The following is a 20,854-nucleotide window of genomic DNA, read 5'->3' on the forward strand; positions in this document are numbered from 1 at the left end:
AACGTGCAAAGTGTTGATGTTGCCATTGTTGGCGGCGGAATGGTGGGACTGGCGGTGGCCTGTGGTTTACAGGGCAGCGGCCTGCGCGTCGCGGTGCTGGAACAAGCGGCTCCGCAGCCTCTTGACGCCGATGCGCCGCCGGCGCTGCGCGTTTCGGCAATCAATGCCGCCAGCGAAAAGCTGCTGACTAAACTGGATGTCTGGAGTGAGATCATCTCCCAGCGCGCCAGTTGCTATCACGGCATGGAAGTGTGGGACAAAGATAGCTTTGGCCGCATTAGCTTCGATGACCAGAGCATGGGCTTTAGCCATCTGGGCCATATTATTGAAAATGCCGTGGTGCATCACGCGCTGTGGCAAAAAGCGCAGCGCTGCGCTGACGTCACCCTGCTGGCGCCTGCGCAGCTGCAGCAGGTGGCGTGGGGCGAAAACGAAGCCTTCCTGAGCCTGCAGGACGGCAGCATGTTGACCGCGCGGCTGGTGGTCGGCGCCGATGGCGCCAATTCGTGGCTGCGCAATAAAGCCGATATTCCGCTGACCTTCTGGGACTATCGCCATCATGCGCTGGTGGCGACGATACGTACCTCCGAGCCGCATCAGGCGGTGGCGCGTCAGGCGTTCCACGGTGAAGGCATTCTGGCCTTCCTGCCGCTTAGCGATCCGCATCTGTGCTCGATCGTCTGGTCGCTGTCGCCGGAAGAGGCGCTGCGGATGCAGCATGCCGATGCAGCCGCGTTTAATCAGGCGCTGAACATCGCTTTTGATAATCGCCTTGGCCTTTGCCAGCTTGAAAGCGAACGGCAGGTTTTCCCGCTGACCGGACGCTACGCGCGTCAGTTCGCCGCCCATCGTCTGGCGCTGGTTGGCGATGCCGCCCACACTATTCATCCGCTGGCCGGGCAGGGGGTGAACCTTGGCTTTATGGACGCCGCCGAGCTTATCGACGAGCTGAAGCGCCTGCACGCGCAGGGTAAAGATATCGGTCAGCATTTGTACCTGCGCCGCTATGAGCGCAGCCGCAAGCATAGCGCCGCGCTGATGCTGGCGGGTATGCAGGGATTCCGCGAAATGTTCTCCGGCAGCCATCCGGCGAAGAAATTCCTCCGCGACATGGGGCTCAAACTGGCCGATTCGCTGCCTGGCGTAAAACCGCAGCTGATTCGTCAGGCGATGGGCCTCAACGATCTCCCCGCCTGGTTACGTTAACCCCGTCACACTTCTTTTACCCGGCCTGCGCGCCGGGTTTTCTCCCTCATTTGAAATATTCTAATTTCACCTCTTTTTTCGCATTAGTTTTATTAATGCGCTCTTTTTTTTGTTAAAGAAATTAGGCCCATAAAATCGCATAAAACACCATCATCACCTGACTGGTTTGCTCATTATGTTAATTTTATGTGGCATAAATCGCTTTTTTCCAGTCAATAACTCTGTAGGCTTTTCGGCGCGCTTTGGTCATAAGCTAATGTGATGTCCTGATTTACCTTATGGTTTAGCACCGGGTTCGGTGGTAAGTTCAGGCAAAAGAGAACGTTTGCGTCGGCGTCCGTAAGCGGTGCCGTCGCCGGATTTCGTGGCGCAAAATCGCCGACAATATCGTGGCTGGTTCCGTTTTATTCGATGAGGAAAAGATGGCTCAACAGACTCCGTTGTATGAACAACACACGCTGTGCGGCGCTCGCATGGTGGATTTCCATGGCTGGATGATGCCGCTGCATTACGGGTCCCAGATTGATGAGCACCACGCGGTGCGCGGCGATGCAGGGATGTTCGATGTGTCGCATATGACCATCGTCGATTTCCACGGCAGCCGGATCAGAGAGTTCTTGCGCTATTTGCTGGCAAACGATGTGGCGAAGCTTACCACCCCAGGCAAAGCGCTCTACACCGGCATGCTAACCGCTTCCGCTGGCGTCATCGATGACCTGATTGTTTATTTCCTTTCTGAAGATTATTTCCGCCTCGTTGTTAACTCCGCCACTCGTGAAAAAGACCTCGCCTGGATTTCCGAACAAGCCGAACCTTACGGTCTTGAAATGACCGTTCGCGACGATCTGTCGCTGATCGCGGTGCAGGGTCCGCAGGCGAAAGCGAAGGCGGCGACGCTGTTCACCGACGCTCAGCGCCAGGCCGTGGAAGGCATGAAGCCGTTCTTCGGCGTACAGGCCGGCGACCTGTTTATCGCCACCACCGGTTATACCGGCGAAGCGGGTTATGAAATCGCTATGCCGAACGAGCAGGCGGCGGATTTCTGGCGCGGTCTGCTGGACGCCGGCGTTAAGCCGTGTGGTCTTGGCGCGCGCGACACCCTGCGCCTGGAAGCCGGGATGAACCTGTACGGCCAGGAGATGGACGAAGGCGTCTCGCCGCTGGCGGCGAACATGGGCTGGACTATCGCCTGGGAGCCCGCCGATCGTAACTTCATCGGCCGCGAAGCGCTGGAAATGCAGCGCGAAAAAGGCACCGAGCAGTTGGTTGGCCTGGTGATGACCGAGAAAGGCGTCCTGCGCGGCGGCCTGCCGGTACGTTTTACCGATAGCGACGGTAATCAAAAAGAAGGCATTATCACCAGCGGCACCTTCTCGCCGACGCTGGGCTACAGCATCGCGCTGGCTCGCGTGCCGGCCGGGATTGGCGACACCGCGGTGGTGCAAATTCGTAACCGTGAAATGCCGGTAAAAGTGACTAAACCTGGTTTTGTACGCAATGGCAAAGCCATTGTGTGATTTCCCTTTTTTGGAGATGAATTGATGAGCAACGTACCAGCAGAACTGAAATACAGCAAAGAACACGAGTGGCTGCGTAAAGAAGCGGACGGCACCTATACCGTTGGGATCACCGAGCACGCGCAGGAGCTGCTTGGCGACATGGTTTTCGTTGACCTGCCGGAAGTGGGCGCCACCGTTGAAGCGGGCGCCGATTGCGCCGTTGCCGAATCCGTGAAAGCGGCTTCCGATATCTACGCGCCGATTAGCGGTGAAATCGTTGCCGTCAACGAAGAGCTGAACGACTCTCCGGAACTGGTCAACAGCGACCCGTATACCGACGGCTGGATCTTCAAAATCAAAGCCAGCGACGAAGCGCAGGTTGCCGCGCTGCTGGATGCGACCGCCTATGAAGCTCTGTTAGAAGACGAGTAAGCCTTTACCCTCTCCCCTGTGGGGAGAGGGAAGGGTGAGGGGAACCGATAATACCCTCACCCCAGCCCTCTCCCTAGGGGAGAGGGAGAAAACACATTCACCGCACGTTTCAGGAACCATCGCTCATGACTCAGACTTTAAGTCAGCTTGAAAACCGCGACGCCTTTATTAAACGTCACATTGGCTCGGACGCTCAGCAGCAGCAAGAGATGCTGAAGACCGTCGGCGCGGATTCGCTTAACGCCCTGATTGGCCAGATTGTGCCGCAGGATATCCAGCTGGCGACCCCACCGCAGGTGGGAGACGCGACTACCGAATTTGCCGCGCTGGCGGAGCTGAAGGCGATCGCCGGTCGCAACAAGCGCTTCAAGTCTTACATCGGCATGGGCTACACCGCCGTGCAGCTGCCGCCGGTCATTCAGCGCAACATGCTGGAAAACCCGGGTTGGTATACCGCCTACACCCCTTACCAGCCGGAAGTATCCCAGGGCCGTCTGGAATCGCTGCTCAACTTCCAGCAGGTCACTCTGGATCTGACCGGGTTGGATATCGCTTCCGCTTCGCTGCTTGATGAAGCCACCGCCGCCGCCGAAGCAATGGCGATGGCCAAACGCGTGAGCAAACTGAAGAACGCCAACCGCTTCTTCGTTGCCGCCGACGTCCATCCGCAAACCCTGGACGTGGTTCGCACCCGCGCGGAAACTTTCGGCTTCGACGTGATTGTCGATGACGCCGACAAAGTGCTCGATCACCAGGATGTCTTTGGCGTGCTGCTGCAGCAGGTCGGCACCACCGGTGAAATCCACGATTACAGTAAACTTATCGCCGAGCTGAAAGCGCGCAAAGTGATTGTCAGCGTCGCCGCTGACTTTATGGCGCTGGTGCTGCTGACGGCGCCGGGCAAGCAGGGCGCCGATATTGTCTTCGGTTCCGCCCAACGTTTCGGCGTGCCGATGGGCTATGGCGGCCCGCACGCGGCCTTCTTCGCGGCGAAAGATGAATTCAAACGCTCCATGCCGGGCCGTATTATCGGCGTATCGAAAGATGCGGCGGGTAATACCGCGCTGCGCATGGCGATGCAGACTCGCGAGCAGCACATCCGCCGCGAGAAAGCGAACTCCAACATTTGTACCTCGCAGGTCCTGCTGGCCAACATCGCCAGCCTGTACGCGGTTTTCCACGGCCCGGCGGGCCTGAAACGTATCGCTGGCCGCATTCATCGCCTGACCGACATTCTGGCCGACGGCCTGCAGAAGAAAGGGCTGAAGCTGCGCCATGCGCACTACTTCGACACCCTTTGCGTCGAAGTGGCGGATAAAGCCGCGGTGCTGGCGCGTGCCGAAGCGCTGCAGATTAACCTGCGTAGCGATATTCACGGCGCGGTTGGCATTACGCTCGATGAAGCGACCACCCGCGAAGATGTGCTGAATCTGTTCCGCGCCATCGTTGGCGACGATCACGGTCTGGATATCGATACCCTGGATAAAGACGTGGCGCTGGATAGCCGTTCGATCCCGGCGGCGATGCTACGCGATGATGCGATCCTCACCCATCCGGTGTTTAACCGCTACCATAGCGAAACCGAGATGATGCGCTACATGCACGCGCTGGAGCGTAAAGATCTGGCGCTGAACCAGGCAATGATCCCTCTGGGATCCTGCACCATGAAACTGAACGCCGCGGCGGAAATGATCCCGATCACCTGGCCGGAATTTGCCGAGCTGCACCCGTTCTGCCCGGTCGAGCAGGCGGAAGGTTATCATCAGATGATCGCCCAGCTTTCTGACTGGCTGGTTAAACTGACCGGCTATGACGCCGTCTGTATGCAGCCGAATTCCGGCGCGCAGGGCGAGTATGCTGGCCTGCTGGCGATTCGCCACTATCACGAGAGCCGCAACGAAGGCCATCGCGATATCTGCCTGATCCCAAGCTCCGCGCACGGCACCAACCCGGCTTCCGCGCAGATGGCGGGTATGCAGGTAGTGGTGGTTGCCTGCGATAAAAACGGCAACATCGATCTTGCCGATCTGCGTGAAAAAGCAGAGCAGGCAGGGGCGAATCTCTCCTGCATCATGGTCACCTATCCGTCGACCCACGGCGTGTATGAAGAGACCATCCGTGAAGTGTGCGAGATAGTGCATCAGTTCGGCGGCCAGGTTTACCTCGACGGCGCCAACATGAACGCCCAGGTCGGGATCACTTCTCCGGGCTTTATCGGCGCTGACGTTTCGCACCTCAACCTGCATAAAACCTTCTGCATTCCGCACGGCGGCGGCGGTCCGGGTATGGGCCCTATCGGCGTGAAAGCGCACCTGGCGCCGTTTGTACCGGGCCACAGCGTGGTACAGATTGAAGGCATGCTGACCCGTCAGGGCGCGGTTTCCGCCGCGCCGTTCGGCAGCGCCTCTATCCTACCGATCAGCTGGATGTATATCCGCATGATGGGCGCGGAAGGGCTGAAGCAGGCGAGCCAGAACGCGATTCTCAACGCCAACTATATCGCTACTCGTCTGAAAGATGCTTATCCGGTGCTGTATACCGGCCGCGACGGTCGCGTGGCCCACGAATGTATTCTCGATATTCGTCCGCTGAAAGAAGAGACCGGCATTAGCGAGCTGGATATTGCTAAGCGCCTGATCGACTTTGGTTTCCATGCGCCGACCATGTCCTTCCCGGTTGCCGGGACGCTGATGGTTGAGCCGACGGAATCGGAAAGCAAGGTAGAGCTGGACCGCTTTATTGACGCCATGCTGGCGATTCGCGGGGAAATCGATCGCGTTAAAGCCGGTGAATGGCCGCTGGAAGATAACCCGCTGGTGAACGCGCCGCACACCCAGGGCGAGCTGGTAAGCGAGTGGAACCATCCGTACAGCCGCGAGCTGGCGGTATTCCCGGCTGGGTTGCACAACAAGTACTGGCCAACGGTGAAACGCCTGGATGACGTGTACGGCGACCGTAACCTGTTCTGCTCCTGCGTCCCGATGAGCGAATACCAGTAAGTGGTGAATTAGCTAAACTTTTAAAGGCGCTGCGGCGCCTTTATTTTTTGGAGGGAAGGCATGGCGATAGCTCTGATTAGCGGCGCGAGCCGCGGCATAGGCCGGGCGACGGCGCTGCTGCTGGCGCAGGAAGGGTATACCGTCGCGGTTAATTATCATCACAACATTAAAGCCGCCACCGAAGTGGTCAATACCATTGTTGAATCTGGCGGCAAAGCCACGGCGCTGCGGGCCGATATCAGCGATGAAGCGCAGGTGATGGCGATGTTTGAGGCGGTTGACCGCATGGGCGAACCGCTGGCGGCGTTGGTCAACAACGCCGGGATCCTGTTTACCCAATGTACGGTAGAGAGCCTGAGCGCCGAGCGTATTAACCGCGTGCTGGCCACCAACGTCACCGGATACTTTCTTTGCTGTCGCGAGGCGGTAAAGCGCATGTCGCATCGGCATGGCGGCAAGGGCGGGGCGATAGTTAACGTTTCGTCGGCGGCGTCGCGCCTTGGCGCGCCGGGCGAGTACGTTGACTATGCCGCGTCGAAAGGGGCGGTAGATACCCTGACCACCGGGCTGGCGCTGGAGGTGGCGGCGCAGGGGATTCGGGTAAACGGCGTGCGTCCGGGGCTGATTTATACCGAGATGCACGCCTCCGGCGGCGAACCGGGACGCGTGGACAGGGTGAAAAGTTCGCTACCGATGCAGCGCGGCGGCCAGCCGGAAGAGGTCGCTCAGGCCATTGCCTGGCTGCTGAGCGACAAAGCGTCGTATGTGACGGGCAGTTTCCTCGAACTGGCGGGCGGTAAATAACCCGTAGATGTCTATTGCCCGGCGGCGCTTCGCTTGTCGGGGAAACCTTCCCGGATGGCGGCTACGCCTTATCCGGGCTACCCAACGATGCGTACCCGTAGCCCGGCGGCGCAGCGCGAGCTGGGGAAACCTTCCCGGATGGCGGCTACGCCTTATCCGGGCTACCCAACGATGCGTACCCGTAGCCCGGCTGAGCGCAGCGCTTGCCGGGGAAACCTTCCCGGATGGCGGCTACGCCTTATCCGGGCTACCCAACGATACGTACCCGTAGCCCGATTGAGCGCAGCGCTTGCCGGGGAAACCTTCCCGGATGGCGGCTACGCCTTATCCGGGCTACCTAACGATGCGTACCCGTAGCCCGGCTGAGCGCTGCGCTTGCCGGGGAAACCTTCCCGGATGGCGGCTACGCCTTATCCGGGCTACCCAACGATGCGTACCCGTAGCCCGGCTGAGCGCTGCGCTTGCCGGGGAAACCTTCCCGGATGGCGGCTACGCCTTATCCGGGCTACCCAACGATGCGTACCCGTAGCCCGGCTGAGCGCAGCGCGAGCCGGGGAAACCTTCCCGGATAGCAGCTACGCCTTATCCGGGTTACCCAACAACGCGAGCCGGGAACCCGACGGTCTACCAGGAGGCCAGCCACAGCCGCAGGCGCATTCCCCAACTGCTGGTCCAGCCGGTGGTGACCGACTTCACCTCGCCTTGAGAAATGAACACCAGCGTTGGCGTCACCTGCACGTCCCACTGCCGCGCCAGCTGGCCGCTCGGATCATTCACCGTCGGCAGCGCCATTTTCTTCCTGGTCAGCCACTTCTCCAGCGTGGCGTTATCGCCGGAACGCAGGGCTACCGTCAGCACATTGCCGCCGTCGGCGGCAAGCGAGGCCACCGACGGCGTGGTATAGCGACAAACTCCGCACCAGGTCGCCCAGACGTACAGCAGCAGCGGCTTTTGCTGGCTCATAGCGTTCAGATCCAGCGTCCTGCCGTCGAGTGTCTGCAGCGATGTGGCGCTGAAGTTTTGCGGTAGCGCGGGCTGGCGAAAATAATCCACCGCCAGGCTCACCGCCGCGCCAATCAGCAGCCACACCGCCAGCTCGCGCAGCCAGCGCCTGATTTTACTGGCCATGGGCTTTCGCCAGCTGTTCTTTCACCAGCCCCTCCAGCTCATCAGCAGGGATTGCGCCGGCCACCATCTGATCGCCGATGATGGTCGCCGGGGTGCCCTGAATATTCAGCACCTGCGACAAAATCAGGTTCATTTTCAGCGAATCCATGGTCTTGTCATCAATATTCACGCTATCGGTGGCGGTTTTCTTCTGCGCGGCGGCGATGCTGGCGTCATCGTGATAGCCTTTTTTCGCCATCAGCCGCTGATGCAGCGCCCAGAACTTATCGGGCTGTTGACGCCAGGTGGAGAGCGCGGCTTTAGCGGCATTCACCGAACTCTGCCCTTTAAACGGCAGCAGCTTAACGATGAGCTGGATGTCCGGATTATCGTGGACGATTTTTTCCAGCATCGGATCAAACTGTTTGCAGTAAGGGCAGTTGTAATCGGTAAACGAGACGATCGTGAGCTTCGGCGCTTTCGCGCCGGTGCGCGGGCTGTTCGGATCGTTAAACAGCAGTTGGGCTAACTGGTCATTACCATTTGATTGCGGTTCTTGCTCCGGGGCGGCGAAGCTGAAGGCCGATACGCACAGCAGTAATAAGGCGGTGATAGCTCTCATGTTATTTTCCTTTAGCGGCGGACAGGGTGGCGAGAAGTTGTTCGCGATCTAACAGCGCAGGCAGAATTTGTCCCTGCGGCAATCCCGGTCCGTAAATCTGGTTAAACGGCACCGCGGCGCTGCCGCGAGCGGTTAAAAACTGACTAATGTCGGCGGAGGGGCGGCTCCAGTCGCCGCGTAAGGCGACCACATCTGGCGCTGATAGCGCCTGCTGGACGTCATCGCGCAGCAGCACGTTGTATTTATTGGCTTTACAGGTCACGCACCAGTCGGCGGTGACATCAATAAACACCCGCTTATGCTCCGCAAGGGCGCTGGTGATAGCCTGCTCGCTGAGCGGCTGCCAGTTAACCCGGTCGCGGCGCGGGCCCTGGCCGTCCTGTTGGGCGACAAAGACGACGGCGCCCGCCGCTACGATGGCCAGAGCGCCCGCGCGCAGCGCCGTACGCCAGCGGTAGCGCCAGGCGGTGGCCAGGAGCAGGACGATGGCCAGAATCACCAGCAGGGTAAGCACCGGCGTACGGCCGATGTGGATCGTCAGCAGGCTGACCAGCCATAGCGCTGAGCCAAGCATCATCAATCCCAGCACCACCCGCAGATGATTCATCCAGCGACCCGGGCGAGGTAGACGTTGCGCCAGACCCGGCCAGGCGACGATAAGCAGCCACGGCAGGCTCATGCCGATCCCCATGGCGAAGAAAATACCCCACAGCAGCGGCAGCGGCGCCACCAGCGCCACTGAAACGGCGGTACCGAGGAACGGCGCGGTACAGGGCGTCGCCAGCAGAGTGGCGAAGGCGCCCTGCCAGAAATGGCCCATTAAGCCGTTGCCGCCCCGGGTGGCGAGGAAGGTACTGGCGCTGGAGGAGAGACGGATTTCGAACAGCCCTAATAAACTGGCGCTGAACAGCAGCATCACCAGCGCCATCGCGCCGATAAACCACGGGTTCTGGAACTGGATCCCCCAGCCGAGCGCCTGATTACCTAAGCGTAGCGCGGTCATCATCAGCGCCAGCGCCAGGAAGGAGACGACGATCCCGCATACCGAGGCGAGGAACTGCCGCCGCACCGCGCCGCGTTCGCGACGTTCGGTTTGCACCAGCGAGCCGAGTTTCATGGCCAGCACCGGCAGCACGCACGGCATGACGTTGAGGATTAGCCCGCCGGCCAGCGCCATCAGCAGCACCCAGCCTAACGCCAGCCCCGGCGCGGCGCTGCCGGCGGCGATGGCGATATGGCTTTCCTGCGCCTGGCCGCTATCGGCCAGCACCAGCGACAGCGTTTTGCCGCTCAGGTCCGGCGCCGTTTCGCCCCAGCTATCGGTGACCGGTACGGTGGCGGTCAACGTATCGCCGCGGCTGGTAAAACTCGGCTTGCCGAAATCGACATCCTCCATGCTGTCGATAAACAGCGCTGGCTGCTGCCAGCCGGCATCGCGGCGAGCGGTTACCGTCAGCTTACCGCTGACGTAGCTGGCGCTAAGCGCCGAGGTGAGACCGTCGCGCAGGGGCAGCGTGCCCATCGCGCGGGTGAAATCGTAATTAAAACGCTCCCCCGCCGGAGCCGTCATATCCAGCGAAAAGGGGTAGTCAGTGAGAATGCAGACATTGCTGCAGGTAGAGAGCGTCAGTACGCCGCTAAGCGTCGGCGGTATTTTGCCGCGCAGGGTCATCGGGAAGCTGACGTCGCCGTGATACCCCTGAGTGGAAATACCCGCGACGTCGAAGCGTTGTGGCGTCGGCCAACGCCAGTTAACCTCCAGCGGCGTGTGCCAGGCGATAGCCGGCGCGATGCCGCCTTCGCCCGGCGAACGCCAGTAGGTTTTCCAGCCCTTTTCCAGCGCTACGTCTAAAAGCAGGCGGGTGTCGCCATTGCTTTCGCTTTGCGCCCGCAGGCGCACGCTGGCGTGTTGATTGTCGGCGACGCGGAGCCAGCCGCTATCGGCGGCCTGGCTGACGGGCAGCCATAGCCAAAGCAGGCAGACCAGCAGTCGCCTGAATACCATAAACATAAATTTTCTCCGTAAGTAATAAATTAACCTGAGCTGTCAGGAGAATTAATCACTCACGGAAGACGCATAATCGTAGATGCACCCGCAATCGGGGGGGAGAAATGACGCGGGGAGGCCAGATACGCTCGATACGCGGCGGGATCGCCGCCAGCACCGCCAGCAGCAGGGCGATAGCGAGTAGCGCCCCTTCAAACAGCATCGGCGGAACGGCCATCAGCGACTTGGCGCTGAGTTCGCAGGGGGAGACTGGCGCCTCGGCATTATCCGGGCCAGGTTGGGCGGATTGGCTGGCGGCCGTGACGTTCATCACCAACGCATGCATCCCCGCCATTCTCTGGGCGGTGCAGATCAGCACCACCAGGCAGGCAAGGAGTACAAGAAGAATGGCTTTGCGTTGTCGCTTAATCATGGTCGCCTCAAATATTCACGAGGCCTATCTTATCGGGCGAACGCGTTTTAGCAATGGTAAAGCTGTAAAGAAGTGTCTGGCGGATAAGTGATTTGCCCCCTCCCGGCCGGGAGAGGGCGGTCAATTACAGATTCTCGCCGTTGCTGGCGATGACTTCTTTGTACCAGTTAAAGCTTTTCTTGCGCGAGCGGGACATATCGCCGGTGCCGTCATCGTGTTTATTGACGTAGATGAAGCCGTAGCGTTTGCTGTACTGGCCGGTAGTGAAGGAGACGCAGTCGATGCAGCCCCAGGGGGTATAGCCCATCAGATCGACGCCGTCATAAGTCACCGCTTTAATCATCTCTTCGACGTGGGCGCGGAGATAATCGATGCGGTAGTCATCGTTGATGCTGCCGTCGGCTTCTACTTTATCGTAGGCGCCAAAGCCGTTTTCCACGATAAACAGCGGCTTCTGGTAGCGCTCATACAGTTCGCACAGGGCGTAACGCAGGCCAACCGGGTCAATCTGCCAGCCCCAGTCGGAGGCTTTCACGTGCGGGTTCGGCACGCTGCCTTCGAAGCCGGAAATGGCATCGCCGGTGCCGCCTTCGGCTTTCACCGCGTTGGTCATGTAGTAGCTGAAGCCGAGATAGGCGCAGGTTCCTTCACGCAGGATCTGCGCGTCGCCGTCTTCCATCTTGATGTTGAAGCCGCGGCGCTCCCATTCATTCAACACATAGCTCGGGTAGTAACCGCGTAGCTGGACATCGGTAAAAACATAGCGTTCGCGCATCGATTCCTGGGCGAACATGACATCTTCCGGTTTGCAGGAGTAAGGGTAGAGGGCGACCATCGCCAGCATGCAGCCGACCTGCATTTCCGGGTTGATACGACGCGCCGCTTTCACCGCCAGCGCGCTGGCGACGAACTGGTGATGCAGCACCTGGTACATGGTCTCTTCCGGGTTTTCATGCTCGGTATAGACCACGCCGGAGCAACAGTAGCCGAACAGCGGCGCGCGCCAGTTACGCTGGTTATTGATCTCGTTAAAGGTCATCCAGTATTTCACTTTGTGCTTATAGCGCTCAAAGACCACTTCGGCGAAGCGCACAAAGAAATCGACCACTTTGCGGTTGGTCCAACCGCCGTACTGCTGGACCAGATGCAGCGGCATTTCAAAGTGGGAAAGGGTGATTACCGGCTCGATGTTGTACTTCAGCAGTTCATCAAACATGTCATCGTAGAATTTCAGCCCTTCTTCATTTGGCTGAGTTTCGTCGCCCTGCGGGAAGATGCGGGTCCAGGCAATAGAGGTGCGGAAGCATTTGAAACCCATCTCGGCGAACAGCTTGATGTCTTCTTTGTAGTGGCCGTAAAAATCAACCGCTTCATGGTTAGGGTAGTATTTACCCGCTTCGACCTGTTGGGTGATTTCGCGCGGCACGCCGTGCGCCCCGCCGGTCAACACATCGCAGATGCTGGGGCCTTTGCCGCCTTTATTCCAGCCGCCTTCAACCTGATGCGCGGCGACCGCGCCGCCCCACAAAAAGTCTTTGGGAAGAGTCAATTTTTTCATCTTTGCTAATCTCTATGAATCACTATTGCGATTGAGTCTAGCAAAGCGAAATTGAATGTCACGATATAACAAATCCCGCTAAAGGTAATATGTTACATCAAAAAAACAGGCTGTTACTTTTAGCCGATTTTGCGCGCTAATTTACGCCCCAGTGATTCGAGTATATATATCACCGGTATCTGCGTTGTAATATCGTAAACGCCGCCGATGCGCGTTTGCGGCACGTGCCAGGAGAGATTGAAATCAGCCAGTTTCGCCAGCCGCGAATGCTCATGGCTGGTAATCGACATCACCTTGCAGTGATGCAGGCTGAACTGGCTGGCAAAGCGAAGAATTTCTTCGGTTTCGCCGGAGACGGAAAGCACAATCGCCAGCGCGTTGCGGGCCATATCATTGGTGACCGGGAAATAAGGATCGTCAATATGGTTGCTGAATTTGCCGACGTTGGAAAAGAAACGTGCGCCATATTTCGCTAGCGCGCCGGAAGTACCGGCGCCGACGAAAATAATACGTTCGGAGGAGAGAATAATATCGACGGCCTGTTCGAGCAATTCATCAAATTCGTCATTATTGACGCTTTTAAAAAAGCTCATTATTTCGCTGGCACCGATATTTGCCTGTTGAGGCTCATTCTGCTCAAGATATAATTTAAAGCGTACGCGAAATTCAGAGTAGCCCTCGCACTGCAGTTTGCGGCAGAAGCGCAACACGGTAGTGGTGGAGACCCCGGCGGCCTCGGCCAGTTCGCGAATAGTCATGTACATCACTTTGTCACGATTCTTAATGACGTAGTGGTAGACCATCATCTCAAGATTATTGAGACTGGCGACAGCGGCGTGGGAGAACATACTCACAGTGGCGAACTCACAATTCATAAAGACCAGGACGGAATTATACCATGCAGGCTAATGACATTACCTTTTTTCAGCGTTTTCAGGACGACATCCTCGCCGGGCGCAAAACGATCACCATTCGCGATGCGGCGGAGTCGCACTTTAAGGTCGGTGATGTGCTGCGCGTCGGACGTTATGAAGATGACGGCTACTTTTGCACTATCGCCGTTACCGCGACCTCGACGGTGACGCTCGACACGCTAACTGAACAGCATGCTCAACAAGAGAATATGACCCTCGAACAGCTGCGGCAGGTCATCAGGGAAATCTATCCTGCGGAAGATCGGTTTTATGTTATTGAATTCAAACGCCTTTAAATAAAACCAGCACAGCTGTTAGTTGAAATATTCTTGTAACATTATGATTTTAATGTGTTTACAAATATACATTGTTTTATTTTAGCTAACAGGTGTTCACTGGAATCATTCTCAGTTAACCTAAGTGGGTAATGAAAGCGTTCTTGTTTTCACGGAGTCAAAATATGGTTCGCAAACCATTAATCACTCAGGGATATTCTCTGGCAGAGGAAGTTGCCAACAGCATCAGTCACGGGATCGGGCTGGTGTTCGGTATTGTCGGCCTCGTGTTGCTGCTGGTGCAGGCGGTAGACACGAACGCCAGCGCGACGGCGATCACCAGCTACAGCCTGTACGGCGGCAGCATGATTATGCTGTTCCTCGCTTCCACGCTCTATCACGCTATCCCGCATCAGCGGGCGAAACAGTGGCTGAAGAAATTCGACCACTGCGCCATCTACTTGCTGATTGCCGGAACCTACACGCCATTTTTGCTGGTGGGATTGAATTCGCCGCTGGCAAAGGGGCTGATGATTGTCATCTGGAGCCTGGCGTTACTGGGGATCCTGTTTAAACTGACAATCGCGCACCGTTTTAAAATTTTGTCGCTGGTGACCTATCTGACGATGGGCTGGCTGTCGCTTATCGTGGTCTATCAACTGGCGGTGAAGCTAGCGGTGGGCGGGGTAACGCTGCTGGCGGTTGGCGGGGTGGTGTACTCGCTGGGGGTCATCTTCTACGTCTGCAAACGTATTCCTTATAACCATGCTATCTGGCACGGCTTCGTGCTCGGCGGCAGCGTGTGTCACTTCCTGGCGATTTATCTTTACGTCGGCCAGTCCTGATTTAACTTCCACGGTGGCGCTGCGCTTGCCGTGGCTACGATACTCTACGGTCTGGAAATTCCACGGTGGCGCTGCGCTTGCCGCGGTCACGATATTCTACGGCCTGGAAATTCCACGGTGGCGCTGCGCTTACCGTGGCGACGATATTCTGCGGTCTGGAAATTCCACGGTGGCGCTGCGCTTACCGTGGTCACGATATTCTGCAGGCTGGAAATTCCACGGTGGCGCTGCGCTTACCGTGGCTACGATATTCTGCAGGCTGGTAGCCCGGCTAAGGCGCAAGCGCCGCAAGCCGGGAACTGTTCTTAATCTTCTTCCAGCGAATACGGCAATGGTTTGATGCTCAGGCTGCCGGCATCGTCACGTACGCGGAACACGCTGTCCGGTTCCATATCGTTATTCATCACCACCTGGACCATCAGGCTTCCGTCATCCAACTGTACGGCTGCCAGCACCGTACCGGTGCGGCGCCAGTTGTCGCCCATTTTCAGCTCCAGATCTTCCCCGGCTTCCGGCACCCGGCTGGCAGTACCCGCCAGCGTCCACAGCGCGCGTTTATTGGCGCCGCGGAATTTCGCCCGGGCGACCATTTCCTGGCCGGTGTAGCAGCCTTTCTTAAAGCTGATTCCGCCCAGCGCCTGCAGGTTGGTCGCCTGCGGAATGAACTGCGCGCTGTTTACGCTGTCGATAACCGGCAGACCGGCCTCGATGTTCAGCGCCAGCCACTGCTGGCTGTTGTTAAGCTGCGCTTCGCCGCGCAGCGCGTCTGTCACCCGGTTGGCGGTGTCGGCATCGGTCACCAGTAGGAAGCGTTCGGCAGGATGTTCAAACCACAGCAGGCTGGTCACGCCTTCGGTGACCACCGGTTTACCAGCGTCCGGCAGCGCGGCGAACAATGGAGCCAGCGCGGCGCGCGCCTGGAAACCGGCCACGCCCAGCAGGACCAGATCGTCGTTTGCGGCGATGGTGACTTTGGAGAAGACGGCATATTTTTTCAGTTCGGTCAGCTGCGCTTCGCGCAGGCTGCGGCGCTCAATCCACGCGAAACCGCCGTCGCGGTGGAAGACGCGCAGGTTGCTCCACATTTTGCCTTTGGCATCACAGTGCGCGGCAAGCAGATGCTGATCGGCGGTTAAATGGCTGACATCGGCGGTGATCTGCCCCTGCAGATACTTCTCGCCATCCGGACCGGTAATCGTCGCCAGCGCCCAATCATCCAGCGTCATCAGCGTTAACGGCAGACGAGCGGAAGAAGAGGGCTGACGCGGAGGAAAAGGTGTAAAAGCCATAGTCATATCCTGAATAGCTTAACGCAGAGTGAATGACTAATGGTAAAAGAGCTATGGTGCAATGCAAGCGCTTTCGGCAAGCCATTTGTGCCCTCAGGAGGCGGTGAATAGCCAACCGGATTTTGGGCTTTTATGGAATGCTGCTCGCACAAGGCGATATTACTGTAAAGTAAGTGCCTAAAAAGGGTTAAACTAAGCTATATCTTGATGCTGGAAGGACAACATGGACATTAACAACAAAGCTCGCATCCACTGGGCATGCCGCCGCGGTATGCGCGAACTCGATATCTCCATCATGCCGTTTTTCGAGTATGAGTACGACACGCTCAGCGATGACGACAAGCGCCTGTTCATCCGTTTGCTGGAGAACGATGATCCGGATCTGTTTAACTGGCTGATGAATCACGGCAAGCCGGCAGATGCGCAACTTCAACGGATGATTAATTTAATCCAGACTCGGAATCGGGAACGTGGTCCTGTGGCAATCTGATTTACGTATTTCCTGGCGTTCGCAGTGGTTCTCGCTGCTGCTGCACGGGGTGGTGGCGGCGATAGTGCTGCTCATGCCCTGGCCGTTAAGCTACACCCCGATTTGGCTCCTGTTGCTATCGCTGGTGGTGTTTGACTGCGTGCGCAGCCAGCGGCGGATCCACGCCTGCCAGGGAGAAATTAAGCTGTTAATCGACTCCCGTTTACGGTGGCAAAAAACGGAATGGGATATCGTCGGGACGCCATGGGTTATCAGCAGCGGGATGCTGCTGCGCCTGAAGCATGCGGAAACCGGCCGTAGCCAGCATTTATGGGTGGCGGCGGATAGCATGGATGCGGGGGAATGGCGGGATTTGCGCCGGCTGGTGCTGCAAAAGCCGGCGCACGACTAACTCAGGATCAGGCGAAGTGCTCCGCCATTTCGCCGAGGATCTGCTCGCACCAGTTCTGGATGCGCTCATCGCTCAGGTCGTATTGATTGGTTTCATCCAGCGCCAGGCCGACGAACAATTGGCCATCGGCGATAACCGGTTTCGGGCTGGTGAACTCATAGCCCTCGGTTGGCCAGTAGCCGACAAACTTCACGCCTTTGGTCGCCAGCTTATCGTGCAGCATCCCCAGCGCGTCAAGGAACCATTCGCCGTAACCAAGCTGATCGCCCATGCCGTACAGCGCGACGATTTTGCCATTCAGATCTAAGGCGTCGAGCTGTTCCCAGACCGCTTCCCAGTCTTCCTGAATTTCGCCGAAATCCCAGGTCGGGATGCCGAGGATCAGCACGTCGTACTGGCTCATCAGCGCGGGGGAGTCATCTTTCAGATTATGCAGCGTCACCAGCTCGGGGCCGATGATATCGCGGATTTTTTCCGCGGCCATTTCGGTGTAGCAGGTACTGGAGCCGTAAAAAAGACCTATATTCATCGCGTAAACGTCTCAATTCTTGCCGTGAATTGCGCCCAGTGTACCAGAAAGGCGGCCTCTTAAGGCATAATGAGGGCGTATAACGAACAAAGAGGCCGATGTGAAACAGGATCTGGCACAAATTGAACAGTTTCTCGATGCCCTTTGGCTGGAGCGTAATCTGGCGGAGAACACGCTCAGCGCCTATCGTCGCGATTTGACGATGCTAGTGGAGTGGCTGCATCATCGCGGGCTGACTCTGGCAAGCGTCGGCAGCGACGATTTACAGGCGCTGCTGGCCGAGCGGCAAACCGGCGGCTACAAAGCGACCAGTACCGCACGGCTGCTTAGCGCCGTGCGCCGCTTCTTCCAGCATTTGTACCGGGAGAAAGTCCGCCCGGACGATCCCAGCGCGCTGCTGGCTTCGCCGAAGCTGCCGCAGCGGCTGCCGAAAGATCTCAGCGAGGCGCAGGTTGAGCGTCTGCTGCAGGCGCCGCTGGTGGAACAGCCGCTGGAGTTGCGCGATAAGGCGATGCTGGAAGTGCTGTATGCCACCGGCCTACGCGTATCCGAACTGGTTGGCCTGACGATGAGCGATATCAGCCTGCGACAGGGCGTACTGCGGGTTATTGGTAAAGGCAACAAAGAGCGGCTGGTGCCGCTGGGCGAAGAGGCGGTGTCATGGGTTGAAAATTACCTTGAATACGGCCGCCCGTGGCTGCTGAACGGCGTGGCTTCGGACGTGCTTTTCCCCAGCCAGCGCGCGCAGCAGATGACGCGACAGACCTTCTGGCACCGCATTAAACACTATGCCGTACTGGCGGGGATCGACAGCGCGAAGCTCTCCCCGCACGTGTTGCGTCATGCGTTCGCCACGCATTTGCTCAATCACGGCGCCGATTTACGCGTGGTACAGATGCTGTTAGGACACAGCGATCTTTCCACCACGCAGATCTACACCCACGTGGCGACCGAACGTTTACGACAACTTCATCAACAGCATCACCCGCGGGCGTGAGTGCTGAATAAAAGGACTGAGTATGAAAAAAGGTTTATTGATGTTCACCCTGCTGGCGGCCTCGCTCTCCGGCGCGGCGCATGCCGATAGCGCGGCGATCAAACAGTCGCTGGCGAAACTGGGTGTGCAGAGCACCGATATCCAACCGTCGCCGGTTTCCGGGATGAGCACGGTGCTTACCGACAGCGGCGTGCTGTACGTCACTGACGATGGTAAACACATTATTCAAGGACCGATGTACGACGTCAGCGGCGCGCAGCCGGTTAACGTCACCAACCAGTTGCTGGTCGGCAAGCTGAACGCCTTATCCAAAGAGATGATTGTCTATAAAGCGCCGAAGGAGCAGCATGTCATTACCGTCTTTACCGACATCACCTGCGGCTACTGCCACAAGCTGCACGAGCAGATGAGCGACTATAACGCGCTGGGGATCACCGTGCGCTATCTGGCCTTCCCGCGTCAGGGGCTGCAAAGCCAGGCCGAGCAGGACATGAAAGCGATCTGGTGTGCGAAAGATCGCAACAAAGCGCTGGATGACGCCATGAACGGTAAGGGCGTACAGCCGGCGAGCTGCAATGTGGATATCGCTAAACATTACACGCTTGGCGTACAGATGGGCGTCAACGGTACCCCGGCGATGGTCCTTAGCAATGGTATGGTGCTGCCAGGCTATCAGGGGCCGAAAGAGCTTAAAGCTTTCCTCGACGAGCATCAAAAACAGACAAGCGGTAACTGATTCGCGTGAAACAACAGACACAACTACGCCGCCGCGAGGCGGTTGACGGCGTCGACCTTCCCGCCGACCTGCCGCCGCTGCTGCAGCGGCTGTATGCCAGCCGCGGCGTGCGCAGCGCGCAGGAGCTGGAGCGCGGCGTCAAAGGCATGTTGCCATGGACGCAACTCACCGGCGTTGAAAAAGCCGTTGAGATGCTGCATGACGCTTTCCAGAAAGGGTTACATATTGTGGTGGTCGGCGATTTTGACGCCGATGGCGCCACCAGTACCGCCCTTAGCGTGCTGGCGCTGCGCGCGCTGGGCTACGGCAACGTCTCTTATCTGGTGCCGAACCGTTTTGAAGACGGCTATGGTTTAAGCCCGGAAGTGGTCGATCAGGCGCACGCGCGCGGCGCGCAGATGATCATGACCGTCGATAACGGTATTTCATCGCATAGCGGCGTCGATCATGCCCATGCGCTGGGTATCCCGGTGCTGGTGACCGATCACCACCTGCCGGGCGATACGCTGCCGGCGGCGGAAGCTATCGTTAACCCTAACCTGCGCGATTGCGACTTCCCGTCAAAATCGCTGGCCGGGGTTGGGGTGGCGTTTTATCTGATGCTGGCGCTGCGCACTTTCCTGCGAGATAACGGCTGGTTCGAGGCCCGCGGTATCGCCGCGCCAAACCTTGCCGAACTGCTGGATTTAGTGGCGCTGGGCACCGTTGCGGACGTCGTGCCGCTGGATGCCAACAACCGCATCCTGACTTGGCAGGGGTTAAGCCGCATTCGCGCCGGAAAATGTCGGCCAGGCATTAAAGCGCTGCTGGAAATTTCTAACCGCGATCCGCAAAAGCTTGCCGCCAGCGACCTCGGTTTCGCCCTCGGGCCGCGCCTGAACGCTGCGGGGCGGCTGGATGATATGTCCGTCGGCGTCGCGCTGCTGCTGTGCGATAACATCGGCGAAGCGCGGGTGCTGGCCAGTGAGCTCGATGCGCTTAACCAGACGCGCAAAGAGATCGAACAGGGGATGCAGGCCGAAGCGCTGACCCTGTGTCAGCAACTGGAACGCAGTAGCGAAACCCTGCCCGGCGGGCTGGCGATGTACCATCCGCAATGGCATCAGGGGGTGGTCGGCATTCTGGCATCCCGGATTAAAGAGCGCTTCCATCGCCCGGTTATCGCTTTTGCGCCTACCGGCGACGGCACGCTCAAAGGTTCTGGCCGCTCTATTCAGGGGCTGCATATGCGCGATGCGCTGGAGCGCCTTGATACGCTTTATCCTGGGCTAATCCTGAAGTTCGGCGGCCACGCGATGGCGGCGGGCTTATCGCTGGAAGAGGCGCGTTTTGAGGAGTTTCAACAGCGCTTCGGCGAGCTGGTGACCGAGTGGCTGGATCCCGCATTATTGCAGGGCGAGGTGGTTTCCGACGGCCCGCTGGCGGCGGCGGAGATGAGCATGGAAGTGGCGCAGATGCTGCGCGATGCCGGGCCATGGGGGCAGATGTTCCCGGAACCGCTGTTTGATGGCCGTTTCCGCCTGCTGCAGCAGCGGCTGGTGGGCGAGCGTCACCTGAAGGTGATGGTCGAACCGGTTGACGGCGGGCCGCTGCTGGACGGTATTGCCTTCAACATCGATACTTCCATTTGGCCGGATAACGGCGTGCGTGAAGTACAGTTAGCCTACAAGCTCGACATCAACGAGTTCCGCGGCAACCGTAGCCTGCAGCTGATCATCGATCACCTCTGGCCAAATTGACA

General features: G+C 58.4%; 22 protein-coding genes. 14 read left to right on the plus strand and 8 right to left on the minus strand.

From position 1 onward, the window contains the following. Positions 1-3: 3 nt before the first annotated feature. The 6 genes from ubiI (at position 4) to ABLV66_RS04175 (ending at position 7,297) form a co-directional block, all read left to right on the plus strand. A complete protein-coding gene (gene ubiI, locus ABLV66_RS04150; RefSeq protein WP_315711404.1) occupies positions 4-1,206 on the plus strand; it encodes an FAD-dependent 2-octaprenylphenol hydroxylase in 1,203 nt (400 codons plus the stop codon). Between the two features lie 422 nt (positions 1,207-1,628). Next, on the plus strand, positions 1,629-2,723 hold the full coding sequence (gene gcvT, locus ABLV66_RS04155; RefSeq protein WP_316422629.1) for a glycine cleavage system aminomethyltransferase GcvT: 1,095 nt from the start codon (positions 1,629-1,631) through the stop codon (positions 2,721-2,723). 24 nt (positions 2,724-2,747) lie between these two features. Next, positions 2,748-3,137, plus strand: a complete 390-nt coding sequence (gcvH, locus tag ABLV66_RS04160) for a glycine cleavage system protein GcvH (protein WP_023290979.1) — start codon at positions 2,748-2,750, stop codon at positions 3,135-3,137. A 125-nt stretch (positions 3,138-3,262) separates the two neighbouring features. Beyond that, positions 3,263-6,136, plus strand: coding sequence for an aminomethyl-transferring glycine dehydrogenase (gene gcvP, locus ABLV66_RS04165; protein ID WP_348877273.1), 2,874 nt, complete (start codon positions 3,263-3,265; stop codon positions 6,134-6,136). Positions 6,137-6,196: 60 nt separating this feature from the next. Next, positions 6,197-6,940, plus strand: a complete 744-nt coding sequence (locus ABLV66_RS04170) for an SDR family oxidoreductase (RefSeq protein WP_045392005.1) — start codon at positions 6,197-6,199, stop codon at positions 6,938-6,940. Positions 6,941-6,994: 54 nt separating this feature from the next. Beyond that, positions 6,995-7,297 (plus strand): hypothetical protein, encoded by a 303-nt coding sequence (locus ABLV66_RS04175; protein WP_512173837.1) that lies wholly within the window; start codon positions 6,995-6,997, stop codon positions 7,295-7,297. A gap of 267 nt (positions 7,298-7,564) precedes the next feature. Here ABLV66_RS04175 and ABLV66_RS04180 read toward each other — a convergent pair whose 3' ends face one another. The 6 genes from ABLV66_RS04180 to ABLV66_RS04205 all read right to left on the minus strand — a co-directional run bounded on the left by ABLV66_RS04180 (position 7,565) and on the right by ABLV66_RS04205 (position 13,495). Next, positions 7,565-8,068, minus strand: a complete 504-nt coding sequence (locus ABLV66_RS04180) for a protein disulfide oxidoreductase (protein ID WP_045392003.1) — start codon at positions 8,066-8,068, stop codon at positions 7,565-7,567. Further along, complete coding sequence (locus tag ABLV66_RS04185) at positions 8,058-8,669, minus strand: DsbA family protein (protein WP_348876462.1); 612 nt, start codon at positions 8,667-8,669, stop codon at positions 8,058-8,060. Before ABLV66_RS04185 ends, ABLV66_RS04180 begins: the two co-directional genes overlap by 11 nt. 1 nt (position 8,670) lies before the next feature. Next, positions 8,671-10,680 (minus strand): protein-disulfide reductase DsbD family protein, encoded by a 2,010-nt coding sequence (locus ABLV66_RS04190; protein ID WP_348876463.1) that lies wholly within the window; start codon positions 10,678-10,680, stop codon positions 8,671-8,673. 49 nt (positions 10,681-10,729) lie between these two features. Then, positions 10,730-11,089, minus strand: coding sequence for a copper resistance protein (locus ABLV66_RS04195; RefSeq protein WP_015369786.1), 360 nt, complete (start codon positions 11,087-11,089; stop codon positions 10,730-10,732). Positions 11,090-11,213: 124 nt separating this feature from the next. After that, complete coding sequence (gene bglA / locus ABLV66_RS04200; protein ID WP_032712496.1) at positions 11,214-12,647, minus strand: 6-phospho-beta-glucosidase BglA; 1,434 nt, start codon at positions 12,645-12,647, stop codon at positions 11,214-11,216. Positions 12,648-12,766: 119 nt separating this feature from the next. After that, positions 12,767-13,495, minus strand: a complete 729-nt coding sequence (locus ABLV66_RS04205; RefSeq protein WP_045391997.1) for a MurR/RpiR family transcriptional regulator — start codon at positions 13,493-13,495, stop codon at positions 12,767-12,769. 50 nt (positions 13,496-13,545) lie between these two features. Here ABLV66_RS04205 and yqfB point away from each other — a divergent pair, with 50 nt between their 5' ends. The 3 genes from yqfB to ABLV66_RS04220 all read left to right on the plus strand — a co-directional run bounded on the left by yqfB (position 13,546) and on the right by ABLV66_RS04220 (position 14,990). Continuing rightward, positions 13,546-13,857 carry a N(4)-acetylcytidine aminohydrolase gene (gene yqfB / locus ABLV66_RS04210; RefSeq protein ID WP_047065379.1) on the plus strand — a complete coding sequence of 104 codons (312 nt, stop codon included), beginning with the start codon at positions 13,546-13,548 and terminating at the stop codon, positions 13,855-13,857. 164 nt (positions 13,858-14,021) lie between these two features. Further along, a complete protein-coding gene (gene trhA / locus ABLV66_RS04215; RefSeq protein ID WP_008806429.1) occupies positions 14,022-14,681 on the plus strand; it encodes a PAQR family membrane homeostasis protein TrhA in 660 nt (219 codons plus the stop codon). Positions 14,682-14,711: 30 nt separating this feature from the next. Beyond that, positions 14,712-14,990, plus strand: a complete 279-nt coding sequence (locus ABLV66_RS04220) for a hypothetical protein (RefSeq protein WP_155960949.1) — start codon at positions 14,712-14,714, stop codon at positions 14,988-14,990. Here ABLV66_RS04220 and ygfZ read toward each other — a convergent pair. Then, positions 14,987-15,970: a tRNA-modifying protein YgfZ gene (gene ygfZ, locus ABLV66_RS04225; RefSeq protein ID WP_015369790.1), complete on the minus strand. Its 984-nt coding sequence runs from the start codon at positions 15,968-15,970 to the stop codon at positions 14,987-14,989. The two genes, ABLV66_RS04220 and ygfZ, sit on opposite strands and share 4 nt — an antisense overlap. A gap of 223 nt (positions 15,971-16,193) precedes the next feature. Between ygfZ and sdhE the strand changes: the two genes are divergently transcribed. Further along, positions 16,194-16,460, plus strand: coding sequence for an FAD assembly factor SdhE (sdhE, locus tag ABLV66_RS04230; RefSeq protein ID WP_015369791.1), 267 nt, complete (start codon positions 16,194-16,196; stop codon positions 16,458-16,460). After that, complete coding sequence (locus tag ABLV66_RS04235) at positions 16,441-16,851, plus strand: protein YgfX (RefSeq protein ID WP_015369792.1); 411 nt, start codon at positions 16,441-16,443, stop codon at positions 16,849-16,851. The genes sdhE and ABLV66_RS04235 overlap by 20 nt, the downstream gene beginning before the upstream one ends. Positions 16,852-16,858: 7 nt before the next feature. Here ABLV66_RS04235 and fldB read toward each other — a convergent pair whose 3' ends face one another. Continuing rightward, complete coding sequence (gene fldB, locus ABLV66_RS04240; RefSeq protein WP_015369793.1) at positions 16,859-17,380, minus strand: flavodoxin FldB; 522 nt, start codon at positions 17,378-17,380, stop codon at positions 16,859-16,861. Between the two features lie 100 nt (positions 17,381-17,480). On the opposite strand from fldB, the gene xerD reads away from it, so the two are divergent. Genes xerD through recJ form a run of 3 tightly spaced genes read left to right on the plus strand, consistent with a single transcriptional unit; the run spans position 17,481 to position 20,852 of the window. Then, a complete protein-coding gene (xerD, locus tag ABLV66_RS04245; protein WP_032715787.1) occupies positions 17,481-18,377 on the plus strand; it encodes a site-specific tyrosine recombinase XerD in 897 nt (298 codons plus the stop codon). A gap of 22 nt (positions 18,378-18,399) precedes the next feature. Continuing rightward, positions 18,400-19,113: a bifunctional protein-disulfide isomerase/oxidoreductase DsbC gene (gene dsbC, locus ABLV66_RS04250; protein ID WP_045374003.1), complete on the plus strand. Its 714-nt coding sequence runs from the start codon at positions 18,400-18,402 to the stop codon at positions 19,111-19,113. 5 nt (positions 19,114-19,118) lie between these two features. Continuing rightward, entirely contained in the window at positions 19,119-20,852 is a 1,734-nt protein-coding gene (gene recJ, locus ABLV66_RS04255) for a single-stranded-DNA-specific exonuclease RecJ (RefSeq protein WP_348876464.1), read from the plus strand. Positions 20,853-20,854: the final 2 nt, after the last annotated feature.

Source organism: Klebsiella sp. CN_Kp073 (genome assembly GCF_040065495.2).
In the GTDB taxonomy this organism is placed as follows: Bacteria; Pseudomonadota; Gammaproteobacteria; order Enterobacterales; family Enterobacteriaceae; genus Klebsiella; species Klebsiella aerogenes.